Origin of the sequence: Roseovarius roseus, assembly GCF_043355935.2 — a bacterium.
GTDB lineage: Bacteria > Pseudomonadota > Alphaproteobacteria > Rhodobacterales > Rhodobacteraceae > Roseovarius > Roseovarius roseus.
In genome coordinates this window covers 25413-43692 of the sequence record NZ_JBHFPE020000012.1, presented here as the reverse complement: position 1 = coordinate 43692, position 18280 = coordinate 25413, and the positions used below count along the sequence as shown (strand labels likewise).

General features: G+C 63.8%; 18 protein-coding genes and 1 tRNA gene. 5 read left to right on the top strand and 14 right to left on the bottom strand.

Going from position 1 to position 18280, the window contains the following annotated elements; all coding sequences use genetic code 11:
* Nucleotides 1–13: 13 nt before the first annotated feature.
* On the bottom strand, nucleotides 14–646 hold the full coding sequence (gene upp / locus ACEWPL_RS15280) for a uracil phosphoribosyltransferase (protein ID WP_393930446.1): 633 nt from the start codon (nucleotides 644–646) through the stop codon (nucleotides 14–16).
* A 200-nt stretch (nucleotides 647–846) separates the two neighbouring features.
* On the opposite strand from upp, the gene ACEWPL_RS15275 reads away from it, so the two are divergent.
* The 3 genes from ACEWPL_RS15275 (at nucleotide 847) to ACEWPL_RS15265 (ending at nucleotide 6011) form a co-directional block, all read left to right on the top strand.
* Complete coding sequence (locus ACEWPL_RS15275) at nucleotides 847–3123, top strand: NADP-dependent malic enzyme (protein WP_393930448.1); 2277 nt, start codon at nucleotides 847–849, stop codon at nucleotides 3121–3123.
* Nucleotides 3124–3559: 436 nt separating this feature from the next.
* The gene (locus tag ACEWPL_RS15270; RefSeq protein ID WP_393930450.1) at nucleotides 3560–5452 is read left to right on the top strand and encodes an AMP-binding protein; all 1893 of its coding nucleotides are present in this window, start codon (nucleotides 3560–3562) and stop codon (nucleotides 5450–5452) included.
* Nucleotides 5453–5456: 4 nt separating this feature from the next.
* Nucleotides 5457–6011 carry a hypothetical protein gene (locus tag ACEWPL_RS15265; RefSeq protein WP_393930452.1) on the top strand — a complete coding sequence of 185 codons (555 nt, stop codon included), beginning with the start codon at nucleotides 5457–5459 and terminating at the stop codon, nucleotides 6009–6011.
* 117 nt (nucleotides 6012–6128) lie between these two features.
* On the opposite strand, the gene ACEWPL_RS15260 is transcribed toward ACEWPL_RS15265, so the two are convergent.
* The 3 genes from ACEWPL_RS15260 to ACEWPL_RS15250 form a co-directional block, all read right to left on the bottom strand.
* Complete coding sequence (locus ACEWPL_RS15260; protein ID WP_393930454.1) at nucleotides 6129–6950, bottom strand: carbon-nitrogen hydrolase family protein; 822 nt, start codon at nucleotides 6948–6950, stop codon at nucleotides 6129–6131.
* An 81-nt stretch (nucleotides 6951–7031) separates the two neighbouring features.
* Complete coding sequence (locus tag ACEWPL_RS15255) at nucleotides 7032–8225, bottom strand: type III PLP-dependent enzyme (protein ID WP_393930456.1); 1194 nt, start codon at nucleotides 8223–8225, stop codon at nucleotides 7032–7034.
* 243 nt (nucleotides 8226–8468) lie between these two features.
* Nucleotides 8469–9239 carry a DUF1013 domain-containing protein gene (locus tag ACEWPL_RS15250; RefSeq protein ID WP_393930458.1) on the bottom strand — a complete coding sequence of 257 codons (771 nt, stop codon included), beginning with the start codon at nucleotides 9237–9239 and terminating at the stop codon, nucleotides 8469–8471.
* A 151-nt stretch (nucleotides 9240–9390) separates the two neighbouring features.
* Here ACEWPL_RS15250 and ACEWPL_RS15245 point away from each other — a divergent pair, with 151 nt between their 5' ends.
* Nucleotides 9391–10032: a ribonuclease T2 family protein gene (locus ACEWPL_RS15245; RefSeq protein ID WP_393930460.1), complete on the top strand. Its 642-nt coding sequence runs from the start codon at nucleotides 9391–9393 to the stop codon at nucleotides 10030–10032.
* Nucleotides 10033–10183: 151 nt separating this feature from the next.
* On the opposite strand, the gene ACEWPL_RS15240 is transcribed toward ACEWPL_RS15245, so the two are convergent.
* From ACEWPL_RS15240 to ACEWPL_RS15195, 10 genes are all read right to left on the bottom strand, one after another.
* Nucleotides 10184–11248, bottom strand: coding sequence for a Hint domain-containing protein (locus tag ACEWPL_RS15240; protein WP_393930462.1), 1065 nt, complete (start codon nucleotides 11246–11248; stop codon nucleotides 10184–10186).
* A gap of 88 nt (nucleotides 11249–11336) precedes the next feature.
* On the bottom strand, nucleotides 11337–12257 hold the full coding sequence (locus ACEWPL_RS15235) for a lipid A-modifier LpxR family protein (protein WP_393930464.1): 921 nt from the start codon (nucleotides 12255–12257) through the stop codon (nucleotides 11337–11339).
* Between the two features lie 134 nt (nucleotides 12258–12391).
* A complete protein-coding gene (locus ACEWPL_RS15230; RefSeq protein WP_393930517.1) occupies nucleotides 12392–12988 on the bottom strand; it encodes a GNAT family N-acetyltransferase in 597 nt (198 codons plus the stop codon).
* Between the two features lie 26 nt (nucleotides 12989–13014).
* On the bottom strand, nucleotides 13015–13407 hold the full coding sequence (locus ACEWPL_RS15225; RefSeq protein ID WP_393930466.1) for a ketosteroid isomerase-related protein: 393 nt from the start codon (nucleotides 13405–13407) through the stop codon (nucleotides 13015–13017).
* Nucleotides 13404–13868 carry an arsenate-mycothiol transferase ArsC gene (locus ACEWPL_RS15220; RefSeq protein ID WP_393930468.1) on the bottom strand — a complete coding sequence of 155 codons (465 nt, stop codon included), beginning with the start codon at nucleotides 13866–13868 and terminating at the stop codon, nucleotides 13404–13406. Before ACEWPL_RS15220 ends, ACEWPL_RS15225 begins: the two co-directional genes overlap by 4 nt.
* A gap of 3 nt (nucleotides 13869–13871) precedes the next feature.
* Nucleotides 13872–14351: a UPF0262 family protein gene (locus tag ACEWPL_RS15215; protein WP_393930470.1), complete on the bottom strand. Its 480-nt coding sequence runs from the start codon at nucleotides 14349–14351 to the stop codon at nucleotides 13872–13874.
* A gap of 76 nt (nucleotides 14352–14427) precedes the next feature.
* Entirely contained in the window at nucleotides 14428–15729 is a 1302-nt protein-coding gene (hisD, locus tag ACEWPL_RS15210; protein ID WP_393930472.1) for a histidinol dehydrogenase, read from the bottom strand.
* A gap of 33 nt (nucleotides 15730–15762) precedes the next feature.
* Entirely contained in the window at nucleotides 15763–16233 is a 471-nt protein-coding gene (locus ACEWPL_RS15205; protein ID WP_393930474.1) for a DUF2948 family protein, read from the bottom strand.
* Nucleotides 16230–17498, bottom strand: coding sequence for a UDP-N-acetylglucosamine 1-carboxyvinyltransferase (murA, locus tag ACEWPL_RS15200; protein ID WP_393930476.1), 1269 nt, complete (start codon nucleotides 17496–17498; stop codon nucleotides 16230–16232). The genes ACEWPL_RS15205 and murA overlap by 4 nt, the downstream gene beginning before the upstream one ends.
* Nucleotides 17499–17505: 7 nt before the next feature.
* Nucleotides 17506–17694 carry a hypothetical protein gene (locus tag ACEWPL_RS15195; RefSeq protein ID WP_393930478.1) on the bottom strand — a complete coding sequence of 63 codons (189 nt, stop codon included), beginning with the start codon at nucleotides 17692–17694 and terminating at the stop codon, nucleotides 17506–17508.
* Between the two features lie 82 nt (nucleotides 17695–17776).
* Between ACEWPL_RS15195 and ACEWPL_RS15190 the strand changes: the two genes are divergently transcribed.
* Nucleotides 17777–17851 (top strand) — tRNA-Thr (locus tag ACEWPL_RS15190).
* Nucleotides 17852–18280: the final 429 nt, after the last annotated feature.

Below are 18280 nucleotides of genomic sequence, written 5' to 3'. Positions count from 1 at the left end.
TGGGGGCCGCGCCTTATTTCGTACCGAACATCCGGTCTCCGGCATCGCCGAGGCCGGGCAGGATATAGCCCTTTTCGTCCAGCCGCTCGTCCAGCGAGGCGGTGACGATGGGCACATCGGGATGCGCCTCCTTCATCCGGGCGACGCCCTCGGGCGCGGCCAGAAGGCACAGAAAGCGGATATCCGTCGCCCCTGCCTGTTTCAGCAGATCGACAGCCGCGGCCGAGGAGTTGCCCGTGGCCAGCATCGGATCGACCACGATCACCAGCCGCTTGCCCAGCTGGTCCGGCACCTTGAAATAGTATTGCACCGGCTTCAGCGTTTCCTCGTCGCGGTAGAGTCCGACGAAACCGACACGCGCCGACGGGATCAATTCCAGCATTCCGTCCAGAAGGCCGTTCCCGGCCCGCAGGATCGAGATCAGCGCCAGCTTGCGCCCGGCCAGAACCGGCGCGTCCATCTCCTGCATCGGCGTTTCGATCTCGCGCGTGGTCATCGGCAACTCATGAGTCACCTCATAGGCCAGAAGCTGCGAGATTTCGCGCAAAAGCTGGCGGAAGACGGCGGTCGACGTGGCCTTCTCGCGCATCAGGGTCAGCTTGTGCTGGACGAGCGGGTGTTTGACGACTGTCAGATGCTGCTGCATGGAATCCTCCGGCGGTTGGGTGCGGTCTATGTTTCAGATGCCGCTCGCGAGGGCAATCCACTTGATTGCGGACCCAGCGGCAGGGAACCCCGATGTTGCGAGTTGCGCGGCAGGCGGCAAAGATGCACTCTTGCACCAGATTGCAGCCGGAATAAAAAGTAGTTTAACGCTAAACTACCCACTCAACGAGGAGCAGCAGGATGAGCGATCCCAACGACACGCTAAGACAGGCGGCCCTTCATTACCACGAGTTCCCAAAACCCGGCAAACTCGAGATCCGCGCGACAAAGCCCCTGGCCAACGGCCGCGACCTGGCCCGCGCCTATTCACCCGGCGTCGCCGAGGCCTGCCTCGAGATCAAGGAAGACCCGGCAAATGCCAGCCGCTATACCAGCCGCGGCAACCTCGTGGCGGTCGTCACTAATGGCACCGCCGTTCTGGGGCTGGGCAATATCGGCGCGCTGGCGTCCAAGCCGGTGATGGAAGGCAAGGCGGTCCTCTTCAAGAAATTCGCCGATATCGACTGCTTCGATCTGGAAGTGAACGAATCCGATCCCGAGAAGCTGGCCGAAATCGTCTGCGCGCTGGCCCCGACCTTCGGCGCGATCAATCTTGAGGATATCAAGGCGCCCGATTGCTTCATCGTCGAGCGGATCTGCCGCGAGCGCATGGACATTCCCGTGTTTCACGACGACCAGCACGGCACCGCCATCGTCGTGGGCGCGGCGGCGACCAATGCGCTCTACGTCGCCAACAAGCGCTGGGAGGATATCAAGATCGTCTCGACAGGCGGCGGCGCGGCGGGCATCGCCTGCCTCAACATGCTGGTCAAGCTGGGCGTGAAGCGCGAGAATATCTGGCTCTGCGACATCAACGGCCTCGTCTACGAGGGCCGAACCGAGGATATGAACCCGCAAAAGTCCGAGTTCGCGCAAAAGACCGATCTGCGCACACTGGACGACGTGATCGAAGGGGCCGACCTCTTTCTCGGCCTCTCTGGCCCCGGCGTTCTGAAGCCTGAGCAGATCAAGCGGATGGCCAAGCGTCCGATCATCTTCGCGCTCGCAAACCCGACGCCCGAGATCATGCCCGAGATGGCCCGCGAGGCCGCGCCGGACGCCATCATCGCTACCGGACGCAGCGATTTTCCAAATCAGGTCAATAACGTGCTGTGCTTTCCGTTCATCTTTCGCGGTGCGTTGGACGTGGGCGCGACGCAGATCAACGACGCGATGCAGATCGCCTGCGTCGACGGTATCGCCGAACTGGCCCGCGCCACCACCTCTGCCGAGGCAGCGGCGGCCTACCAGGGTGAGCCGATGACCTTCGGCGCGGAATATCTCATCCCCAAGCCTTTCGATCCGCGCCTTTCGGGCATCGTGTCGACCGCCGTCGCGCGCGCCGCGATGGAAAGCGGCGTGGCCACCCGCCCGATGGAGGATCTGGCCGCCTACAAGGCCAAGCTCGATGCCTCGGTGTTCAAATCCGCGCTGCTGATGCGTCCGGTCTTCGAGGCGTCCAAAAAGGATGCGCGCCGCATTGTCTTTGCCGAGGGCGAGGACGAGCGCGTGCTGCGTGCATCCCAGGCGATCCTCGAGGAAACCAGCGAATTGCCGATCCTGATCGGCCGGCCCGGCGTGATCGAGGCGCGGTGCGAGCGGATGGGCCTGAACATCCGGCCCGGCCGCGATTTCCGGCTGGTGAACCCCGAGGACGATCCGCGCTATCGTGACTATTGGACCAGCTATCATGAAATCATGAAGCGGCGCGGTGTCAGCCCCGATCTGGCCAAGGCGGTGATGCGGACCAACACCACCGCCATTGGCGCGGTCATGGTGCATCGCGATGAGGCCGACAGCCTGATCTGCGGCACATTCGGCGAATATCGCTGGCACCTGAACTACGTGACGCAAGTCCTGAGCGACAAGGAGCATCACCCGCATGGCGCGCTCAGCATGATGATCCTCGAGGATGGCCCCCTCTTCATCGCGGATACCCATGTGCGCGTCTTCCCCACGCCCGAGGATCTGGCCGAGACGGCCATCGGCGCCGCGCGCCATGTGCGCCGCTTTGGCATCGAGCCCAAGATCGCCTTTTGCTCGCAATCGCAATTCGGCAATCAGGGCGAGGATTCCGGCAAGCGGCTGCGCAGCGCCATCGCCCTCCTGGACGCCAAGCCGCGCGATTTCTGCTACGAAGGCGAGATGAACATCGACACCGCCCTCGACGAGGAACTGCGCGCGCGCCTTTTGCCCGACAACCGGATGGAGGGCGCGGCCAATGTGCTGATCTTCTCCAATGCCGACGCGGCCTCGGGCGTGCGCAACATTCTCAAGATGAAGGGCGGCGGACTGGAGGTCGGCCCGATCCTGATGGGCATGGGCAACCGGGCGCATATCGTCTCGCCGTCGATCACAGCGCGGGGGCTTCTGAACATGGCCGCCATCGCCGGCACGCCGGTCGCGCATTACGGCTAAGAGGTAGTCGCCGTCCCGTGTGACCGGGGCGGCGCAGTCTTGCATGGTCCCGCGGACCTTACTTCTTCTTGCCACCGGGTTTTGCGCCGGCTTCCTTGGGCTGGGGTTTGGGTGCGTTTGCCATTCTGGCAGACCTCGCTTTCGCGGCCTGGCACCATGCCGGGCCTGATCCGAAGGATCTCACAGCCACGCGGATTCTCAAGCTGAATTTGAGCACCCAAGCCGGCCCACCTGCCAGCATCGGCCAAGGTGCGCCTATGATCGGCCATATTTGGCCGGTGACTGAAAAAATCATGCCAGCCGCCCCAAACGTAAGGAACGATTGGCCCGACGCCGCCGTTTTTTTGCATTATTGCGCACCCCTTGACCTGCTGATGCCTTGCCCCTCCCCCTGCCCGCGCCTTAAACATGTCAAAAGCTGCATGGGAGAGCACAGATGGGCTACGCTGAAATCTATCAGAGTTGGAAATCCGACCCCGAGGCATATTGGCTGAAGCAGGCCGAGGCTATCGACTGGGACGAGGCCCCGACCAAGGCGCTCTTTGATCGTGGCAACGACATGTATGAGTGGTATGCCGATGCCAAGGTAAACACCTGCTACAATGCCGTCGACCGCCATGTCGAGGCCGGGCGCGGCGCGCAGGCGGCCATCATCCATGACAGCCCCGTCACCGGCACCAAGCATCGTATCACCTACGACGAGTTGCAGTCCCGCGTCTCAAGCCTGGCAGGAGCCTTGCGCGCCAAGGGCATCGAAAAGGGCGACCGCGTCATCATCTACATGCCCATGGTTCCCGAGGCGATCGAGGCGATGCTGGCCTGCGCGCGCATCGGTGCGATCCATTCGGTGGTCTTCGGCGGCTTCTCCGCCAACGAACTGGCGGTGCGTATCGACGATTGCACACCCAAGGCCATCATCGCCGCCTCCTGCGGGATCGAGCCGAACCGCACCGTGCATTACAAACCCCTCCTCGACGGCGCGATCGATCAGGCTACCCATAAGCCCGATTTCTGCGTCATCTTTCAGCGCGAACAGGAAGTTGCCAAGCTGATCGAGGGCCGCGACGTCAGCTGGTATGCTTTTCAATACGGCGTCGAGCCTGCCGAATGCGTGCCGGTCGAGGGAAATCACCCGGCCTATATCCTCTACACCTCCGGCACCACGGGCGCGCCCAAGGGCGTGATCCGTGCCACGGCGGGCCATCTGGTGGCGCTGAACTGGACGATGAAAAATATCTACAATGTCGATCCGGGCGATGTGTTCTGGGCCGCATCTGATGTCGGCTGGGTCGTGGGCCACAGTTACATCTGCTACGCGCCGCTGATCCACGGCAACACCACCATCGTCTTCGAGGGCAAGCCAGTGGGCAACCCCGATGCCGGCACCTTCTGGCGGGTGATCCAGGAACATAACGTGCGAACCTTCTTCACCGCCCCCACGGCCATCCGCGCGGTCAAGCGCGAGGACCCGAAGGGCGAGTTGTTGAAGAAATACGATCTGTCGAACCTGCAGGCGCTCTACCTCGCGGGCGAGCGCGCGGACCCCGACACGATCCTCTGGGCGCAGGAGAAGTTGGGCAAACCCGTCTACGACCATTGGTGGCAGACTGAAACCGGCTGCTCGATCGCCGCCAACCCGGTTGGCATCGAGGCGTTGCCGGTCAAGATCGGCTCGCCCACCGTGGCGATGCCGGGCTACGATATCCAGATCCTCGGCGAAGACGGCGCCCCCAAAGCGGTGGGCGAGTTGGGCGCCATCGCGATCAAGCTGCCGCTGCCCCCTGGCACCCTGCCCGGCCTCTGGAATGCCGAGGAGAGATTCCGCAAATCCTATCTCACCACCTTTCCGGGCTATTACGAGACTGGCGATGCCGGCATGATCGACGAGGATGGATACCTCTACATCATGGCCCGCACCGATGACGTCATCAACGTCGCGGGCCACCGCCTCAGTACCGGCCTGATGGAAGAAGTGCTGGCCAGCCACCCGGACGTCGCCGAATGTGCGGTCCTCGGCGCCAAGGACGATCTCAAGGGCCAGGTGCCCATCGGTTTCATCTGCCTGACCAAGGGCGTTGATCGCCCGGCCGAGGAGATCACCCGCGAATGCGTCGCCCTGGTGCGGGACAAGATCGGCCCCGTCGCCGCCTTCAAGCTGGCCGTGATCGTCGACCGCCTGCCCAAGACCCGCTCGGGCAAGATCCTGCGCCGCACCATGGCCAGCCTCGCCGATGGCGAAACGTTCAAGCCCCCCGCAACCATTGACGACCCCGCCATTCTTGACGAGATCTCGGACGCACTGAAGACCATCGGCTATCCGAAGGGGTAAACGTTTGATCAAGAACGGTATGGCAAAGCGCGTCTGGAACGGCTCGGGATGGAGGTCTCTTTGCGTTTTTTGTGTGCTGCTTTGTGCTCAGCACGCCAGCGCAGATGACTCGGGTGCGCAGACAGACCTTATCGAAAAGATCACAGCCAAGTTTGACCAGGATTCCACCCGCGCCACCACTCGATCTTCGCTAAACGGCTGCGAGCTAAGAATTGCCCGCAACTACACGAAAAACTGTTCGTCACAGAATACAGAAGCCCAGCAAAAAACGAGAGCTTCCAAGAAACTTTTGCAAATAGATCTCGCAACAGTTGGAGCCGTGAGGATTTCTGCCGTAAGAGGCGAAACCCATCTTGGGCTTTGGCCGGCCCGTCGCAGTCCGCTGGATAAACTGTTAGGCAAGCCTTCGGTCGTTCGCCAAACCCACATCATCCACCACTGCAATGGCGATAGCTATGATCAGGAAACACACATCTCCGCAGACTTGATCATCTCGAAACCTGTCGATCCGGAATTGCAGAGGTTGCTGGAAGCGTACATCAAAGCCTATTGTGACTGAGCGACGGCATCGCTTTCATATTGGGCCTTCGCGCCATCGACCGGCTCCTGTCACGCCTCCCCTTCATCTTGGCAAAAATACTCTCGCCGAAGGCGCAAGAAAATTCGTTGAATTTTCTTAGGCCCGCGCGAAATCCGCGTCGTTCATCAGGCTCGGGATGCGCCCCTCGGTCTGGGCGATCATATCCAAATCAATGCGCGCGGGCACCACGCCCGGCCCCTCGCCGCCATCGGCCAGAACCTCGCCCCAAGGATCCACGATCAGCGAGTGCCCATAGGTCGCGCCCCCGCCCGGCACCGGCCCGGTCATCGCCGCCGAGACGACAAAGCGCGTCGTCTCGATGGCCCGCGCGCGGTTCAGCACATGCCAATGCGCCGCGCCTGTCTTGGCGGTGAAGGCGGCGGGGCAGGCAAGTATCTCGGCCCCGCCCTGCGCGAGGCCGCGATAGAGATGCGCAAAGCGCAGATCGTAGCAGATCGTATGGCCCACACGCACCAGGGGCGTGTCATGGATCACCGCGCGATCGCCGGGATCGACCCGGTCGCTTTCGCGGTAAACCTCGCCTTCCGACAGTTGAATGTCGAAGAGATGAATCTTGTCATAGCGCCCCGCGATTGAACCCTCGGGGGTCAGCATGAAACCGCGATTGATGATCCGCCCGTCCGGCCCGTCCACGGCCACCGATCCCAGATGCACCCAGACGCCGCTCTCGCGGGCGAAATCCTGCATCGCTGCCAGAAAGGCATGCGCATCTTCGGGCGCCGAAGGCGGCGCGACCGCGGCACCGTCCGAACGAAGACCGCCGCAATATTCAGGCAGGAAAAGCATCTGCGCGCCGCCCTCCACCGCCTCGCGGGCCAGGGGCAGAGCCTCGTCCAGCGCGGCCTCCATGCTGGGCATGGGACGCAGTTGCAGGCAGGCGATATTGAGAGGGCGCATGGGACAGGCTCCGGCAGTGATAAGCTGCCAAAGCGTAAGCCAGTGCCGCCACCGGGGGCAACCCGGCAGCGGCGATTGGTGTCAGATCACGACGACGTCCAGCGGCGGAAAGCCGTTGAAACCGACCGAGCTATAGCTGCTGGTATAGGCGCCGCAGTTGCGGATCACGATCCGGTCGCCGCAAGCCAGTGCCAGAGGCAGGTTCACAGGACGCTGCTCATAGAGGATATCGGCGCTGTCGCAGGACGGACCGGCCAGGATGCACGCGCCCGCCTCGCCACCGTCATGCGGCGTCTGAATGCGATAGCGGATCGCCTCGCCCATCGTCTCGGCCAGCCCCGAGAACATGCCGATATCAAGGTAAACCCAGCGGTGCAGATCATCGGCGGACTTGCGCGAGACCAGCAGCACCTCGGCCACGATATGCCCCGCCTCGGCGACGAGGCCGCGGCCCGGCTCGGCCATGATGTAAGGCACGGCGCCGAACCGCTCGGTCACGGCGGCCATGACGGCAGCGGCATAGCTCTGCGCGCCCATGACTTCGTCTTCATAGGTCGCCGGGAAGCCGCCGCCAAGGTTCAGAACGCGCAGGTCATGGCCAGCCTCGCGGCCCGCCATCCACAGCTCGGCGATCTGGTCCAGCACGGGGTTCCAGAACTCCGGGCGGCGCGTCTGGCTGCCCACATGAAAGGACAGGCCCGCCACATCGACACCCGCGTCCCGGGCATAGCCCATCAGCGGCAACAGAGCCGAACGCGCGCAACCGAACTTGCGGCTGAGCGGCCAGTCGGCCTCGGAATTCTCGACAATGACGCGCAGATAGACGCGGGCGCCGGGCGCATGCGCCGCCAGCTTGTCGATCTCGGCCTCGCTATCGGCGGCAAAGAGGGTCACGCCATGCGCATGGGCAAAGGCGATGTCGGCAGGCTTCTTGATCGTGTTGCCGAAGGAGATGTCGCTACCCGACGCACCCTGCTCCAGGCACAGCTCGATCTCGCCCCGGCTGGCGGCGTCGAAACGCGCGCCCTTCTGCACCAGCGCGCGAATGATCTCGGGCGCCGGGTTGGCCTTGACCGCGTAGTGAATGCGCGCATCGCCAAGGCCGGCGACCAGCGCGTCGTACTGGGCGGTCACACGGTCGCGGCTGACAACCAGCGTGGGGCGGTCGAACTGACGCGTCGCGATGAACGCGGCGACGGGGTCGGCAAAATCAGCAGCGGGAATGGCGGAAGGTGCGGCGCGCAGGGCGCCGGGGATCATAGCGGTCATGGTCATCTCCAAAAGGATCCCCCGGAACGGTCCGGGTTGGGTCAGCAGTCAGAGACGTTACCGTCGCTACATAAACGCGGGTCAGTCAGTATGTGGACTGACCGGCCAGAGGCGCGTGCGTTGGCGTCTTGAAATCGCATTTAAACCAGTTTCGAAATCGCACAAGAGATTTTTGACACTCGGGCGAAAAAAATCCCGGCGCGCGGTATCGCGGCCGGGATCGAAATAGCTTTTGAGTGGTGCCGCAACCTAACGGCGCCCGCCCTCATCCTTGTCATCCTTGTCATCCTCTTCGTCCTCGGTCCCTTCGGGCAGGTTGAAAAGGCTGTCGGCATCATACTGCTTTTCGGTAACCTCAGGATCAGCCTCGCCCAGCGTAAAGGTCTCAAGCCCCTCGATCGCGGTCGGCATCTTCTGCTCGTCCTCATTGCCAAGGCTCTGCTCGGTGCTGAGGAGCTTGCGGCGATCATCGTCGCTCATTGCCTCGCCCTCGCGGGCCTTCTTTGCGGCGGCCTTCTGCACGGCGGCGTCCAGCTCGGACTGCTTGCAGAGGCCCAGCGCGACGGGATCGATCGGCTGGATGTTCGCGATGTTCCAATGGGTGCGCTCACGGATCGCCTGAATGGTCGGCTTGGTCGTGCCCACCAGCTTTGATATCTGGCTGTCGGCCAGCTCGGGGTGGAACTTGACCAGCCACAGGATCGAGGCGGGACGGTCCTGACGCTTGCTGAGCGGGGTGTAACGCGGGCCGCGACGCTTTTCCTCGCCCTCGGCAGAGGCGTTGTATTTCAGCGTCAGCTTGTGCAGCGGGTCCTTCTCGGCCGCGTCAATCTCGTCCTGCGTCAGCTGGTTGTTGGCAACGGGGTCAAAGCCCTTGACGCCGGCGGCCACATCGCCATCGGCGATGCCCTGCACTTCCAGCTCGTGCATCTGGGTGAAATCCGCGATCTGCTTGAAGCTGAGCGTGGTATTGTCCACCAGCCAGACGGCGGTGGCCTTGGCCATCAGTGGTTTCGCCATGTCTAATCTCCTACAGCGTATCCGTCCCGTACACATGCCTTCCTCGTCTCCTGTCTCCAGGAGGCTCCGGGTCGGTCCGAAGCGGGTCGCCATTGTCGGGAAACTTGGGGCCCCGTATAGTCGCCCTGCTGCCATTTGGAAAGACCGAAATATGCGTGCCCTCCTGATCCTGCTGCTCGGCTGCTCCGTTGCCAGCACGGTGGCCCATGCCGATGGCGAAAAAGCGGGCACCTTCGACTATTACGTGCTCTCGCTCAGCTGGACACCAACCTGGTGCGCGCTGACCGGCGACGCGCGCGGCGCACCCGAATGCGACAGCTCGGCGGGCGCGGGCTGGACGCTGCATGGCCTCTGGCCGCAATACCATCGCGGCTGGCCATCCTTCTGCCCGACGGCCCAGCGCCCGCCATCGCGCCAGATGACCGAGGCGATGAGCGACATCATGGGCAATGGCGGCCTCGCCTGGTACCAATGGAAGAAACACGGCCGCTGCACAGGCCTCAGCGCCCCCGCCTACTTCGCCCTCACCCGCGAAGCATGGGGCCGCATCACCCGGCCCGACCTCTTCGAGAAACTGACCCGTCCCGTCACCTTGCCCGCGCGCGTCGTCGAGGAGGCTTTCCTCAAGGAAAATCCGGCGCTTGAGCCCGACATGCTGACTATCACCTGCAAGGAGGGCCGCATTCAGGAGGCCCGCCTCTGCCTCTCGCTCAGCCTCGATCCAGTGCCCTGCGGCCAGGATGTGGTCCGCGATTGCACGCTGAAAGACGCCCTTCTGGACCCGATCCGCTGACGCGCCCCTATCTGCGGTGCGACACGGGTATTTGTACCAAAAAAAACCCGGACCTCACACAATGCGAAGGGGCGCCCCGCAAGACGCCCCTCCCATTCGTCTTGCTGAAAATATCCCCGCCGGAGGCCGGAAAATTACTTCAATTTTTCGTTTAAGCCGCCTCATGCGCAAGGATCGCGGCCTCGGGCGTGCTCAGGCTGCGGCGCGCGAAGCCGCCATAGGTGTGCGGCTCGCACTCCAGCGACGGATAGCGCGCCAGCAGGCGCAGCCGGTCTGCCTCGCCCAGTGTCGAGAGCGCGGCACTGGCCGGGTGGAAACTCTCGGTCTCAACCCCGTTGGCCCAGAGGATCTGGTGGCTGGGCAGCAGGAGGTGAATATAGGTCACCTCGCGTAGCGCCAGATCGACACTGATCGAGCCGGAATTGACCAGGTCCTTGGCCGAGATCAGCACTTCGGGCGTGTTGAAGAGGGCGCGCGCGGTGTCGCCCTCGATCAGCATGCGGTGCTCGGGCGAGACCAGCAGATCCTCGTCAGGACGAGTGCCGCCCAGAGCGCCAGCGCGAATGCGGATGGGCCTCAGCCGCGGCATCGCAAAGAGGCGCGCGCCGGTCATGTGGCGACTGCCGATCCATTCGATCGCTTGCGCGCCATTGTCCTTGGTCTGCACGCGGTCACCCTCGCGCAGTTCCTCGACAAGTCGCGGGCCGTCGGGCGTGTCGATGCGCGTGCCGGGGGTAAAGCATATAACGCCCCCCGTCGCCGGCCCCGTCGAGGCCGTTTGCGCGCCCTCCAGCGTGTGATGCACGACCCACATGTCAGTGTCCTGCGGCGGCAAAGCGTCGATGAACATCAAGAGCGGCGGCACCCCGATGCCCAGCTCGATCACGCTGACCGTGTAGCTTTGCGCGCCGTTGGTCACGACAAAGCTGCTGTCAGGCAGCGTGTCATCCACCTCGACCGCGCTCAGATCGCGCGTGCCGCTGACGGCCGCACCGACGATGCGGCGCACCATGCGTGCCGCGCTTTTCCGATTGATCCCATGTCCGTCCGCATTTTCCAGCCGCAACAGTTCAGGCGGCCCATCGACGCGCACGGGTGACCCGTGCCAACGCCATGTCGCGCCGACTGCAATCTGCTCGACCGCCTCGGGCTGAAACCCGTCGACTGTCGTTTGCGACCAGGAAATGACGAACGTGCCCCGAAAGCCCGTTCCCATACCCGTATATCCTGCCTCAGTCTTTTTATTATTAACGGGAAATTAACAAACGAGGACCAAACTGGGAAGCCGCGTCAAGGAAAAGCTGTCAGAATTCCACGTGTAGTCGCAGAGATCCCACAATCTGGCCTTCGTCCTGGCCCTTGAATTCGCGGTCGAGCCAGGTCAGGCCATAGAACACGCGATGGCCTGCGGGGGCGCTGTAATGCACGCCGGCGCGCACACGGCTGCGCGCATCGCTCAGGCGGTAGCCGCGGTTGGAGGGCAGATAGACACTGTCCTCGACATGGGCCGTATCGGCGCCCAAGACGAAAGCATAGCCCGGCAGGCCGTTCTGCACCGTGCGGTAGCGCTGCCCCGAGACAGGATCACGTACCAAAAGTCCGCCATCCAGTGCCGAGCCGATGGTCAGGTCCGCGCCGACGCGGATCAGCGTCTCATCCCCGGCGCGCGCCTCGGCGAAGGGGCGCAGCGACACCGCGCCGAAATCCATGTTGCGGCCCACCTCCATCACGGCGGTCGGGCGGATATCGTCGCCAATCTGGGTGCGGCGCACGGTGCCACCCAAGCCCTGCCCTCCCAATGTGTCATGGATGAAGTCCTGAAACCCGTCGAGCCCCGTCTGCGGCCCGACAAACACCAGATCGCCGCCCAGCGTCACTTCGCTGCCAAGCGCAGTGTAATGCGTATGTAGGCCAAGCGAGAGTGATCCCGCATAGGGCCGATCGCCGGGCGCAGGCGTGTTCAGGTCCTCGGGCGCGATGATCTGTGCGTTGAGCCGCAGTTCCAACAGTTGGCCAAACCCGTCCGGCACGGCGCCGTCCCACTCGGGCCCCCAAACGCGGCTGGACGCAACCGATCCCGAGCGCCAGCGGTCATGCCCGTCGCCGATGTAGTCGTTTGTGACAAGGCGCCCATAGCCCAGCTTCACGCGCCCTTCAGACGCGGCCGGGGCGGCAAGGCCGAACAGAAGGGCAAGGGATAGGCCGGTCGCGGCGGTAAGACGCATCTTGAATTCCTGTCGTGAGGCCCTCTGGGGCGCCCTCAGATAGCGGGACGATTGCGGCACTGGCCAGACTGGACGGCGCTATTTCGATGGCGAGTGGCGACTTTTCCAGGGGCCGGGGCATTTTTGCATCGCCGTCAGAGGCGGCGCATCCAAAGCTGAAGATCGTGATCCGTCTCGGCGTCAGCGCCCACTTCCTTCCACGCAAATCGCGCGATGGCACCGGGCAGTGGCGCATAGCCGCGCCCGCGCCAGAATGCGTCCAGCGGGCGATACCCCTCGGGCCGCTTCGGGTGCCTGTCGGGGCGCAGCACGCTGCAAAAAACGGACAGATCCCGGCCGAGCGCGCGCGCATGCGCCTCCCGCGCATCAAAGAAGGCGTGGCCTATGCCATGCCCGCGATAGGCAGGCAGCAGGACCGACTCGGCACAGTAGAATATCCGGCCAAGGTTCGGATCCTGGCCGGAGGCCCCCTGCCCTGCCAGCGCGGCGGCAAAATCTTCGGCGTGATCCTCCATCGGCGTGCCAGTCGCGGCGCCGATCAGGCGCGGGCCATCAAATGCGCCGACCAGAATGGCGCCGGGGCTGTCGCGATAGGTCTGCAGGTAGCGCCGCTCATACGCGGCGTCGCCGTCATAAAGATAGGGATAAGCGCGAAAAACTGAAATCCGCAGACGCGCCACATCATCCAGCGCCGCTTCCAGCGCGGCGCCGGTCAGGGGTCGCACCTCGATCCCGGCATGGAATCCGGCGCCGCCGCTCACGAGATCTGGTTGCGCCAGTCAGAGAGGTTGTAATAGGTCGTGATGCGCGTGATCAGCCCGTTCTCCAGCGTAAAAAACGAGCCGGCGGGCAGCCGGTAGGTCTGTCCATCGGCCTCAGGCAGGCCATCATCGGTTTTCAGATACGTGCCGTTGACCACATATTCAGCCGCCGCGCGTTTGCCATCGTCGGTCTGGAACAGGGTCATATCCGTCAGCTCTTCGCGGTAGCACTCTTCCATATGCTCGCAAAAGTCGCGGAACATGTCCTTGCCCCGGCGCGTGCCACCCTCGTTCACGTGATGCGCCACATCATCCGAGATGCACGACAACATGCCCTCGATATCGCCGATATTGAACGAGTCGAAATAGTGCTTGATGGTCTCGATCATGTCTCTTCTCCCCTGGGGTCACCCCAGCGTTCAGTCATATGCCGCAGGATCTGATCCCGCGTTTGCCGGTAGGCGGCCAGCTTGGCCTCGCGCGTCTCACCCAGGCCGGTCGGGTCCATGATAGGCCAATAGAGCACATCGAGATGATGGACCCGTGTCAGATCCAGCGCCCGGCGCTGGCTGGCCGGGCTGAGCGCGATGACCAGATCGAACGAGCCGAGGTCATCGCCCCATTCGGCCATCTCGTCGAAACTGCGGGCGCGGTGGCGCGACAGCTCCACCCCGATCTCGTCGCAGACCGCAATGGAAAAACCGTCGATGTCCTGCTCGCTCTTGACGCCGGCCGATTGCACATAGGTGCCGGTGCCGTAGAGCTTCTTCATGATGCCTTCAGCCATGGGCGAGCGCACCGCGTTGTAATCGCAGCAGAAAAGCACCGACTGAGGAAGCTCTTCCACCATGCGCTATCCGCCGAAATGCAGAACGCAGATCAGGGTAAAGAGGCGGCGGGCCGTGTCGGCGTCGATATCGGCCTTGCCCTCCAGCCGCTCTTCGAGGATGCGCGCGCCCTCGTTGTGGATGCCGCGCCGGGCCATGTCGATCGTCTCGATCTGGCTGGGGGGCATGTTCTTCACGGCGTCGAAATAGCTTTCGCAGATGGCGTAGTAATCCTTGACCACCTGCCGGAACGGGCTGAGCGACAGGTGAAACTCGGCCGCCGGGGCGTCGGCCTCGGTCGTGATGGTAAAGACAAGGCGCTTGTCGCGGATCGACAGCCCGACGCGGTAGGGACCACCAGGCACCTCGCGCCCCTCACGCTCGGGCAGGCGAAACGTGTTGTCCTCCATCAGGTCGAACATGGCGACCTTGCGCTCCTGCTCGATCTCGGGCGTGGGCGCGGGCAGGTTGGCGTCATCGAGTTCGATATGGCTGATGCGGCTCATGGGCGGTCTTTCGCACGTGACTGTTGCCCCAGCAGTAGCGCGCAGGCGGGCAAGGGGCAATAGGAGGGCCGGCGCCCTACTCGTTCAGCTTGTCGAGGCGCGCGCGCACCGACAGGCCGTGCGCCTCGAGGCTTTCAGACCGCGCCAGCGTTTCCGCCGCCGGGCCGACGGCGCGCAGCGCGCCGGGGGTCATGCGCGCCAGCGTCGTGCGCTTGAGGAAATCAAGCACGCCAAGGCCGGAGGAAAACCGCGCCGAGCGGGCGGTGGGCAGCACGTGGTTGGGCCCGCCGACGTAATCTCCGATGGCCTCGGGGGTCCACTGACCAAGAAAGATGGCGCCCGCATGGGTGATCTGCGCGCTCAAGCCATCCACATCCGCCACGCACAGCTCCAGATGCTCAGGTGCGATGCGGTTGGATAGCCGAGCCGCGACATCGAGGTCGGGCACCGTGATGATCGCGCCGAAATCGCGCCAGCTGACCCCAGCAATCGCGCGCCGCTCCAGCGTTTGCAGGCGGGCGTCGATGGCAGCAGCCACCTCGTGCCCGAACGCGGCATCGGTCGTGATCAGGATCGACTGCGCGCTTTCATCATGCTCGGCCTGGCTGAGCATATCGAGCGCGATCCAGTCGGGATCATTGTTGCCGTCAGCAATGACAAGGATCTCGGACGGCCCGGCGATCATGTCGATCCCCACCTTGCCGAACACGCGCCGCTTGGCAGCGGCGACATAGGCGTTGCCGGGTCCGGTGATCTTGTCCACCGGGGCGATTGTCTCGGTGCCATAGGCCAGCGCGGCAACGGCTTGCGCGCCGCCAATGCGGTAGATCTCGTCGACGCCCGCAATCTGCGCAGCGGCCAGGACGGCAGGGTTGAGGGCGCCGCCGGGGGTGGGCACGACCATGGCAAGGCGGGAAACGCCCGCCACCTTGGCCGGGATCGCATTCATCAGGACCGAGCTGGGATAGGTCGCGATGCCGCCCGGCACATAGAGACCCGCCGCATCCACCGGCGTCCAGCGCCAGCCCAGCGTCGCGCCCGCTTCGTCGGTCCAGCTGTCATCCGCGGGCATCTGGCGCTGGTGGTAGGCGCGGATGCGGTCCGCGGCCAGCTCCAGCGCCTGGCGCACGTCGCGGTCCACCTGCCCCGCCGCTTTGGCCACCTCATCGGCGCTCAGGCGCATCGTTTCGGGCGTCAGCGCGATGCGGTCGAACCGCTCGGTCAGCTCAATCACCGCCGCGTCACCGCGCCCGCGCACATCGGCGATGATGGCGGCCACGGTGTCGTCCACATCAGGGCTGTCCTCACGCTTGGCATTCAGAAGCGCGGTGAACTCTGCCTCGAAATCGGGGCTGGTCTGATCGAGGAAACGGGGCATGTCTGATCCTGTGCGAAGGCTGTCCTGGCGGGCTTAGTCGGGGTGGTGCGGCCTCTTGCCCGAGGGGGCAACATAGGGCCGCGTCACATCCTTCAAGGTGACGTCCAGCGCTTCGACCTCGAGCCGGATCGCGCCATCGCCCGCCAGCGTCAGAAGGACATGGCCCGCCGCATCCTCCCCCGGCTCGAAGGTGACAGTCAGCAACGACAGGATCACGTCAGGATCGCTCCGGTCGATCCCCTGGCTGGCGACGCCCAGCACATTGTCGATGACCAGCACCGATTGCACCCGCTCGGGTGCGTGGCGCGCCGCGCCCTTATCCTCCCAGCGAAACCGGTTGATCAGCAGGGCAAAGCGGCGCGTGCCCTTTTGCCATTTCATCTCGGTGATGGGAAAAACCGCATCCTGCACCAGCCCCGAGATGACCTGCAGGTCATCGAGGTCCAGCGCCCCAAGGTTCAGCGCCGCCTCGCGTGCGTCTTCGAATTTGGCGTCTTCGCTCATTGGCCCGATACCCGCTCGATTTTTGCGCCCACGGCGCGCAGCTTGTCCTCGACATGCTCATAACCGCGGTCAAGGTGATAGACCCGGTTCACGATCGTCTCGCCCTCGGCGGCGAGACCAGCCAGGATGAGCGACACCGACGCGCGCAGGTCGGTCGCCATCACGGGCGCGCCCTTCAGCCGGTCCACACCCTCGACCGTCGCCGTGCCGCCATGCACGTCGATCTTCGCGCCCATGCGGATCAGCTCGGGCGCGTGCATGAAGCGGTTCTCGAAGATGTTTTCCTCCAGCACCGATTTGCCCTTGGCGATACACATCAGCGCCATGAACTGTGCCTGCAGATCGGTCGGGAAGCCAGGGAACGGCTCGGTCGCCACATCGACGGCGCGGATATCGCCATTGCCGCGCGCCACGGTCAGGCCCTTGTCGGTTTCCGTCACGGTCATGCCGGCAGCCTCCAGCTTGTCGCAGAAAGCTTCCAGCAAGTCGCGGCGCCCGCCAAGGCAGGTCACCTCGCCGCCGCAGATCGCGGGGGCCAGCATGTACGTCCCCAGCTCGATCCGGTCGGTGACGACCGGGTGTGTCGCGCCGTGCAGACGCTCGACCCCCTGAATGGTTATGGTATCGGTGCCGTCGCCCTCGATCTGCGCGCCCATTCGGCGTAGGCAGGTGGCGAGGTCCACGATCTCGGGCTCGCGCGCGGCGTTCTTGAGCACCGTGGTCCCCTTTGCCAGCGTCGCCGCCATCAGCGCGTTTTCCGTCGCCCCGACCGAGACGATGGGGAATTCATAGGTGCCGCCCTTCAGCCCGCCGGGGGCCTTAGCCAGAACATAGCCCTCGCTCAGTTCCAGCTCAGCGCCCATCGCCTCGAGCGCCTTCAGATGCAGATCGACGGGCCGCGCACCAATCGCGCAGCCGCCAGGCAGCGACACCTCGGCATGGCCGAACCGTGCCAGAAGCGGCCCCAGCACCAGAATCGACGCGCGCATCTTGCGCACGATGTCATATTCCGCCCGCTGGCTGGTCAGCGCATGGGAGGACATGGCAATCACCTGTCCGCCCTGCAGCGTCGAGACCTCGGCCCCGAGCGAGCCGAGCAGCTGCGACATGGTGCGGATGTCGCTGAGGCGCGGCGCATTGGTCAGCGTCAGCGGCTCGTCGCTCAGCAGCGTCGCGGGCATCAGCGTGAGACACGCATTCTTGGCCCCGGCGATGGGAATCGTGCCGCTCAGCGGGCCATTTCCCGTCACTATGATGCTGTCCATATTGCCTCTAGCCTTCCTGCTCGCCGCCCATGGCGGGGCCGTTGTCATTGCCTGTATCACTGCCTGCCGCCCCGGCCTTGCGTCCCCGCGCCTGCGCCTTGCGCCGGGCCAGGTTGGCCTTGAGCGCCTGCTTGAGCCGATCCTCCCGGATCTCAGCCTCGCTACGGGGTTTCTTCGGGGTATCGCTGCCGTTCATGCGCCGTCTTTACATGACGTGCCGCGGCGGGTCCAGATTAGGGTTGCAAGGCTCGCGATTAGCGTCTAATCAGCGCCCGATTGCTGTGGTAGCTCAGTGGCAGAGCACACCCTTGGTAAGGGTGAGGTCGAGAGTTCAATCCTCTCTCACAGCACCATTAAATCAATATGTTATGAAAATTGATGACGCCGCCTGGCGGATCTGGCACGCACCCAGCACGCACCAAACCCGTGTTCTTTGCTCTTTCTCATAAACAGTGAAAGCATGACCTCGACAAGCGGCATGACAGCTTCCGGCCGAGGCTGTGTGGAAACTCAAATTTTGTGCATTGGTAGGAACATATTTCCGTAATTAGCACCAATATCGCCAACAAACAGAACGAACTCGCGCTATTCCGGCTCGCCGGGAACATCGCTCCGGCACCCAGAGAATACGGACGCGTTTCCACACAGCCTCGGTCCAAAGCTGCTGTTGGCTGAAGCACATCACCGCTGCGGTGCGGCCCATCAAACCTGTCATTTGCTGCTTTCGCAGTGTTAAATATAGCCACATGCAGGAGAAACGATGCTTGCGATAAAAACTGTAT

Bases quoted from the DNA above. Each gene is read 5' to 3' on its own strand.
- upp (WP_393930446.1), bottom strand. From the start codon at position 646: ATGCAGCAGCATCTGACAGTCGTCAAACACCCGCTCGTCCAGCACAAG.
- ACEWPL_RS15275 (WP_393930448.1), top strand. From the start codon at position 847: ATGAGCGATCCCAACGACACGCTAAGACAGGCGGCCCTTCATTACCAC.
- ACEWPL_RS15270 (WP_393930450.1), top strand. From the start codon at position 3,560: ATGGGCTACGCTGAAATCTATCAGAGTTGGAAATCCGACCCCGAGGCA.
- ACEWPL_RS15260 (WP_393930454.1), bottom strand. From the start codon at position 6,950: ATGCGCCCTCTCAATATCGCCTGCCTGCAACTGCGTCCCATGCCCAGC.
- ACEWPL_RS15255 (WP_393930456.1), bottom strand. From the start codon at position 8,225: ATGACCATGACCGCTATGATCCCCGGCGCCCTGCGCGCCGCACCTTCC.
- ACEWPL_RS15250 (WP_393930458.1), bottom strand. From the start codon at position 9,239: ATGGCGAAACCACTGATGGCCAAGGCCACCGCCGTCTGGCTGGTGGAC.
- ACEWPL_RS15245 (WP_393930460.1), top strand. From the start codon at position 9,391: ATGCGTGCCCTCCTGATCCTGCTGCTCGGCTGCTCCGTTGCCAGCACG.
- ACEWPL_RS15240 (WP_393930462.1), bottom strand. From the start codon at position 11,248: ATGGGAACGGGCTTTCGGGGCACGTTCGTCATTTCCTGGTCGCAAACG.
- ACEWPL_RS15235 (WP_393930464.1), bottom strand. From the start codon at position 12,257: ATGCGTCTTACCGCCGCGACCGGCCTATCCCTTGCCCTTCTGTTCGGC.
- ACEWPL_RS15225 (WP_393930466.1), bottom strand. From the start codon at position 13,407: ATGATCGAGACCATCAAGCACTATTTCGACTCGTTCAATATCGGCGAT.
- ACEWPL_RS15220 (WP_393930468.1), bottom strand. From the start codon at position 13,868: ATGGTGGAAGAGCTTCCTCAGTCGGTGCTTTTCTGCTGCGATTACAAC.
- ACEWPL_RS15215 (WP_393930470.1), bottom strand. From the start codon at position 14,351: ATGAGCCGCATCAGCCATATCGAACTCGATGACGCCAACCTGCCCGCG.
- hisD (WP_393930472.1), bottom strand. From the start codon at position 15,729: ATGCCCCGTTTCCTCGATCAGACCAGCCCCGATTTCGAGGCAGAGTTC.
- ACEWPL_RS15205 (WP_393930474.1), bottom strand. From the start codon at position 16,233: ATGAGCGAAGACGCCAAATTCGAAGACGCACGCGAGGCGGCGCTGAAC.
- murA (WP_393930476.1), bottom strand. From the start codon at position 17,498: ATGGACAGCATCATAGTGACGGGAAATGGCCCGCTGAGCGGCACGATT.
- ACEWPL_RS15195 (WP_393930478.1), bottom strand. From the start codon at position 17,694: ATGAACGGCAGCGATACCCCGAAGAAACCCCGTAGCGAGGCTGAGATC.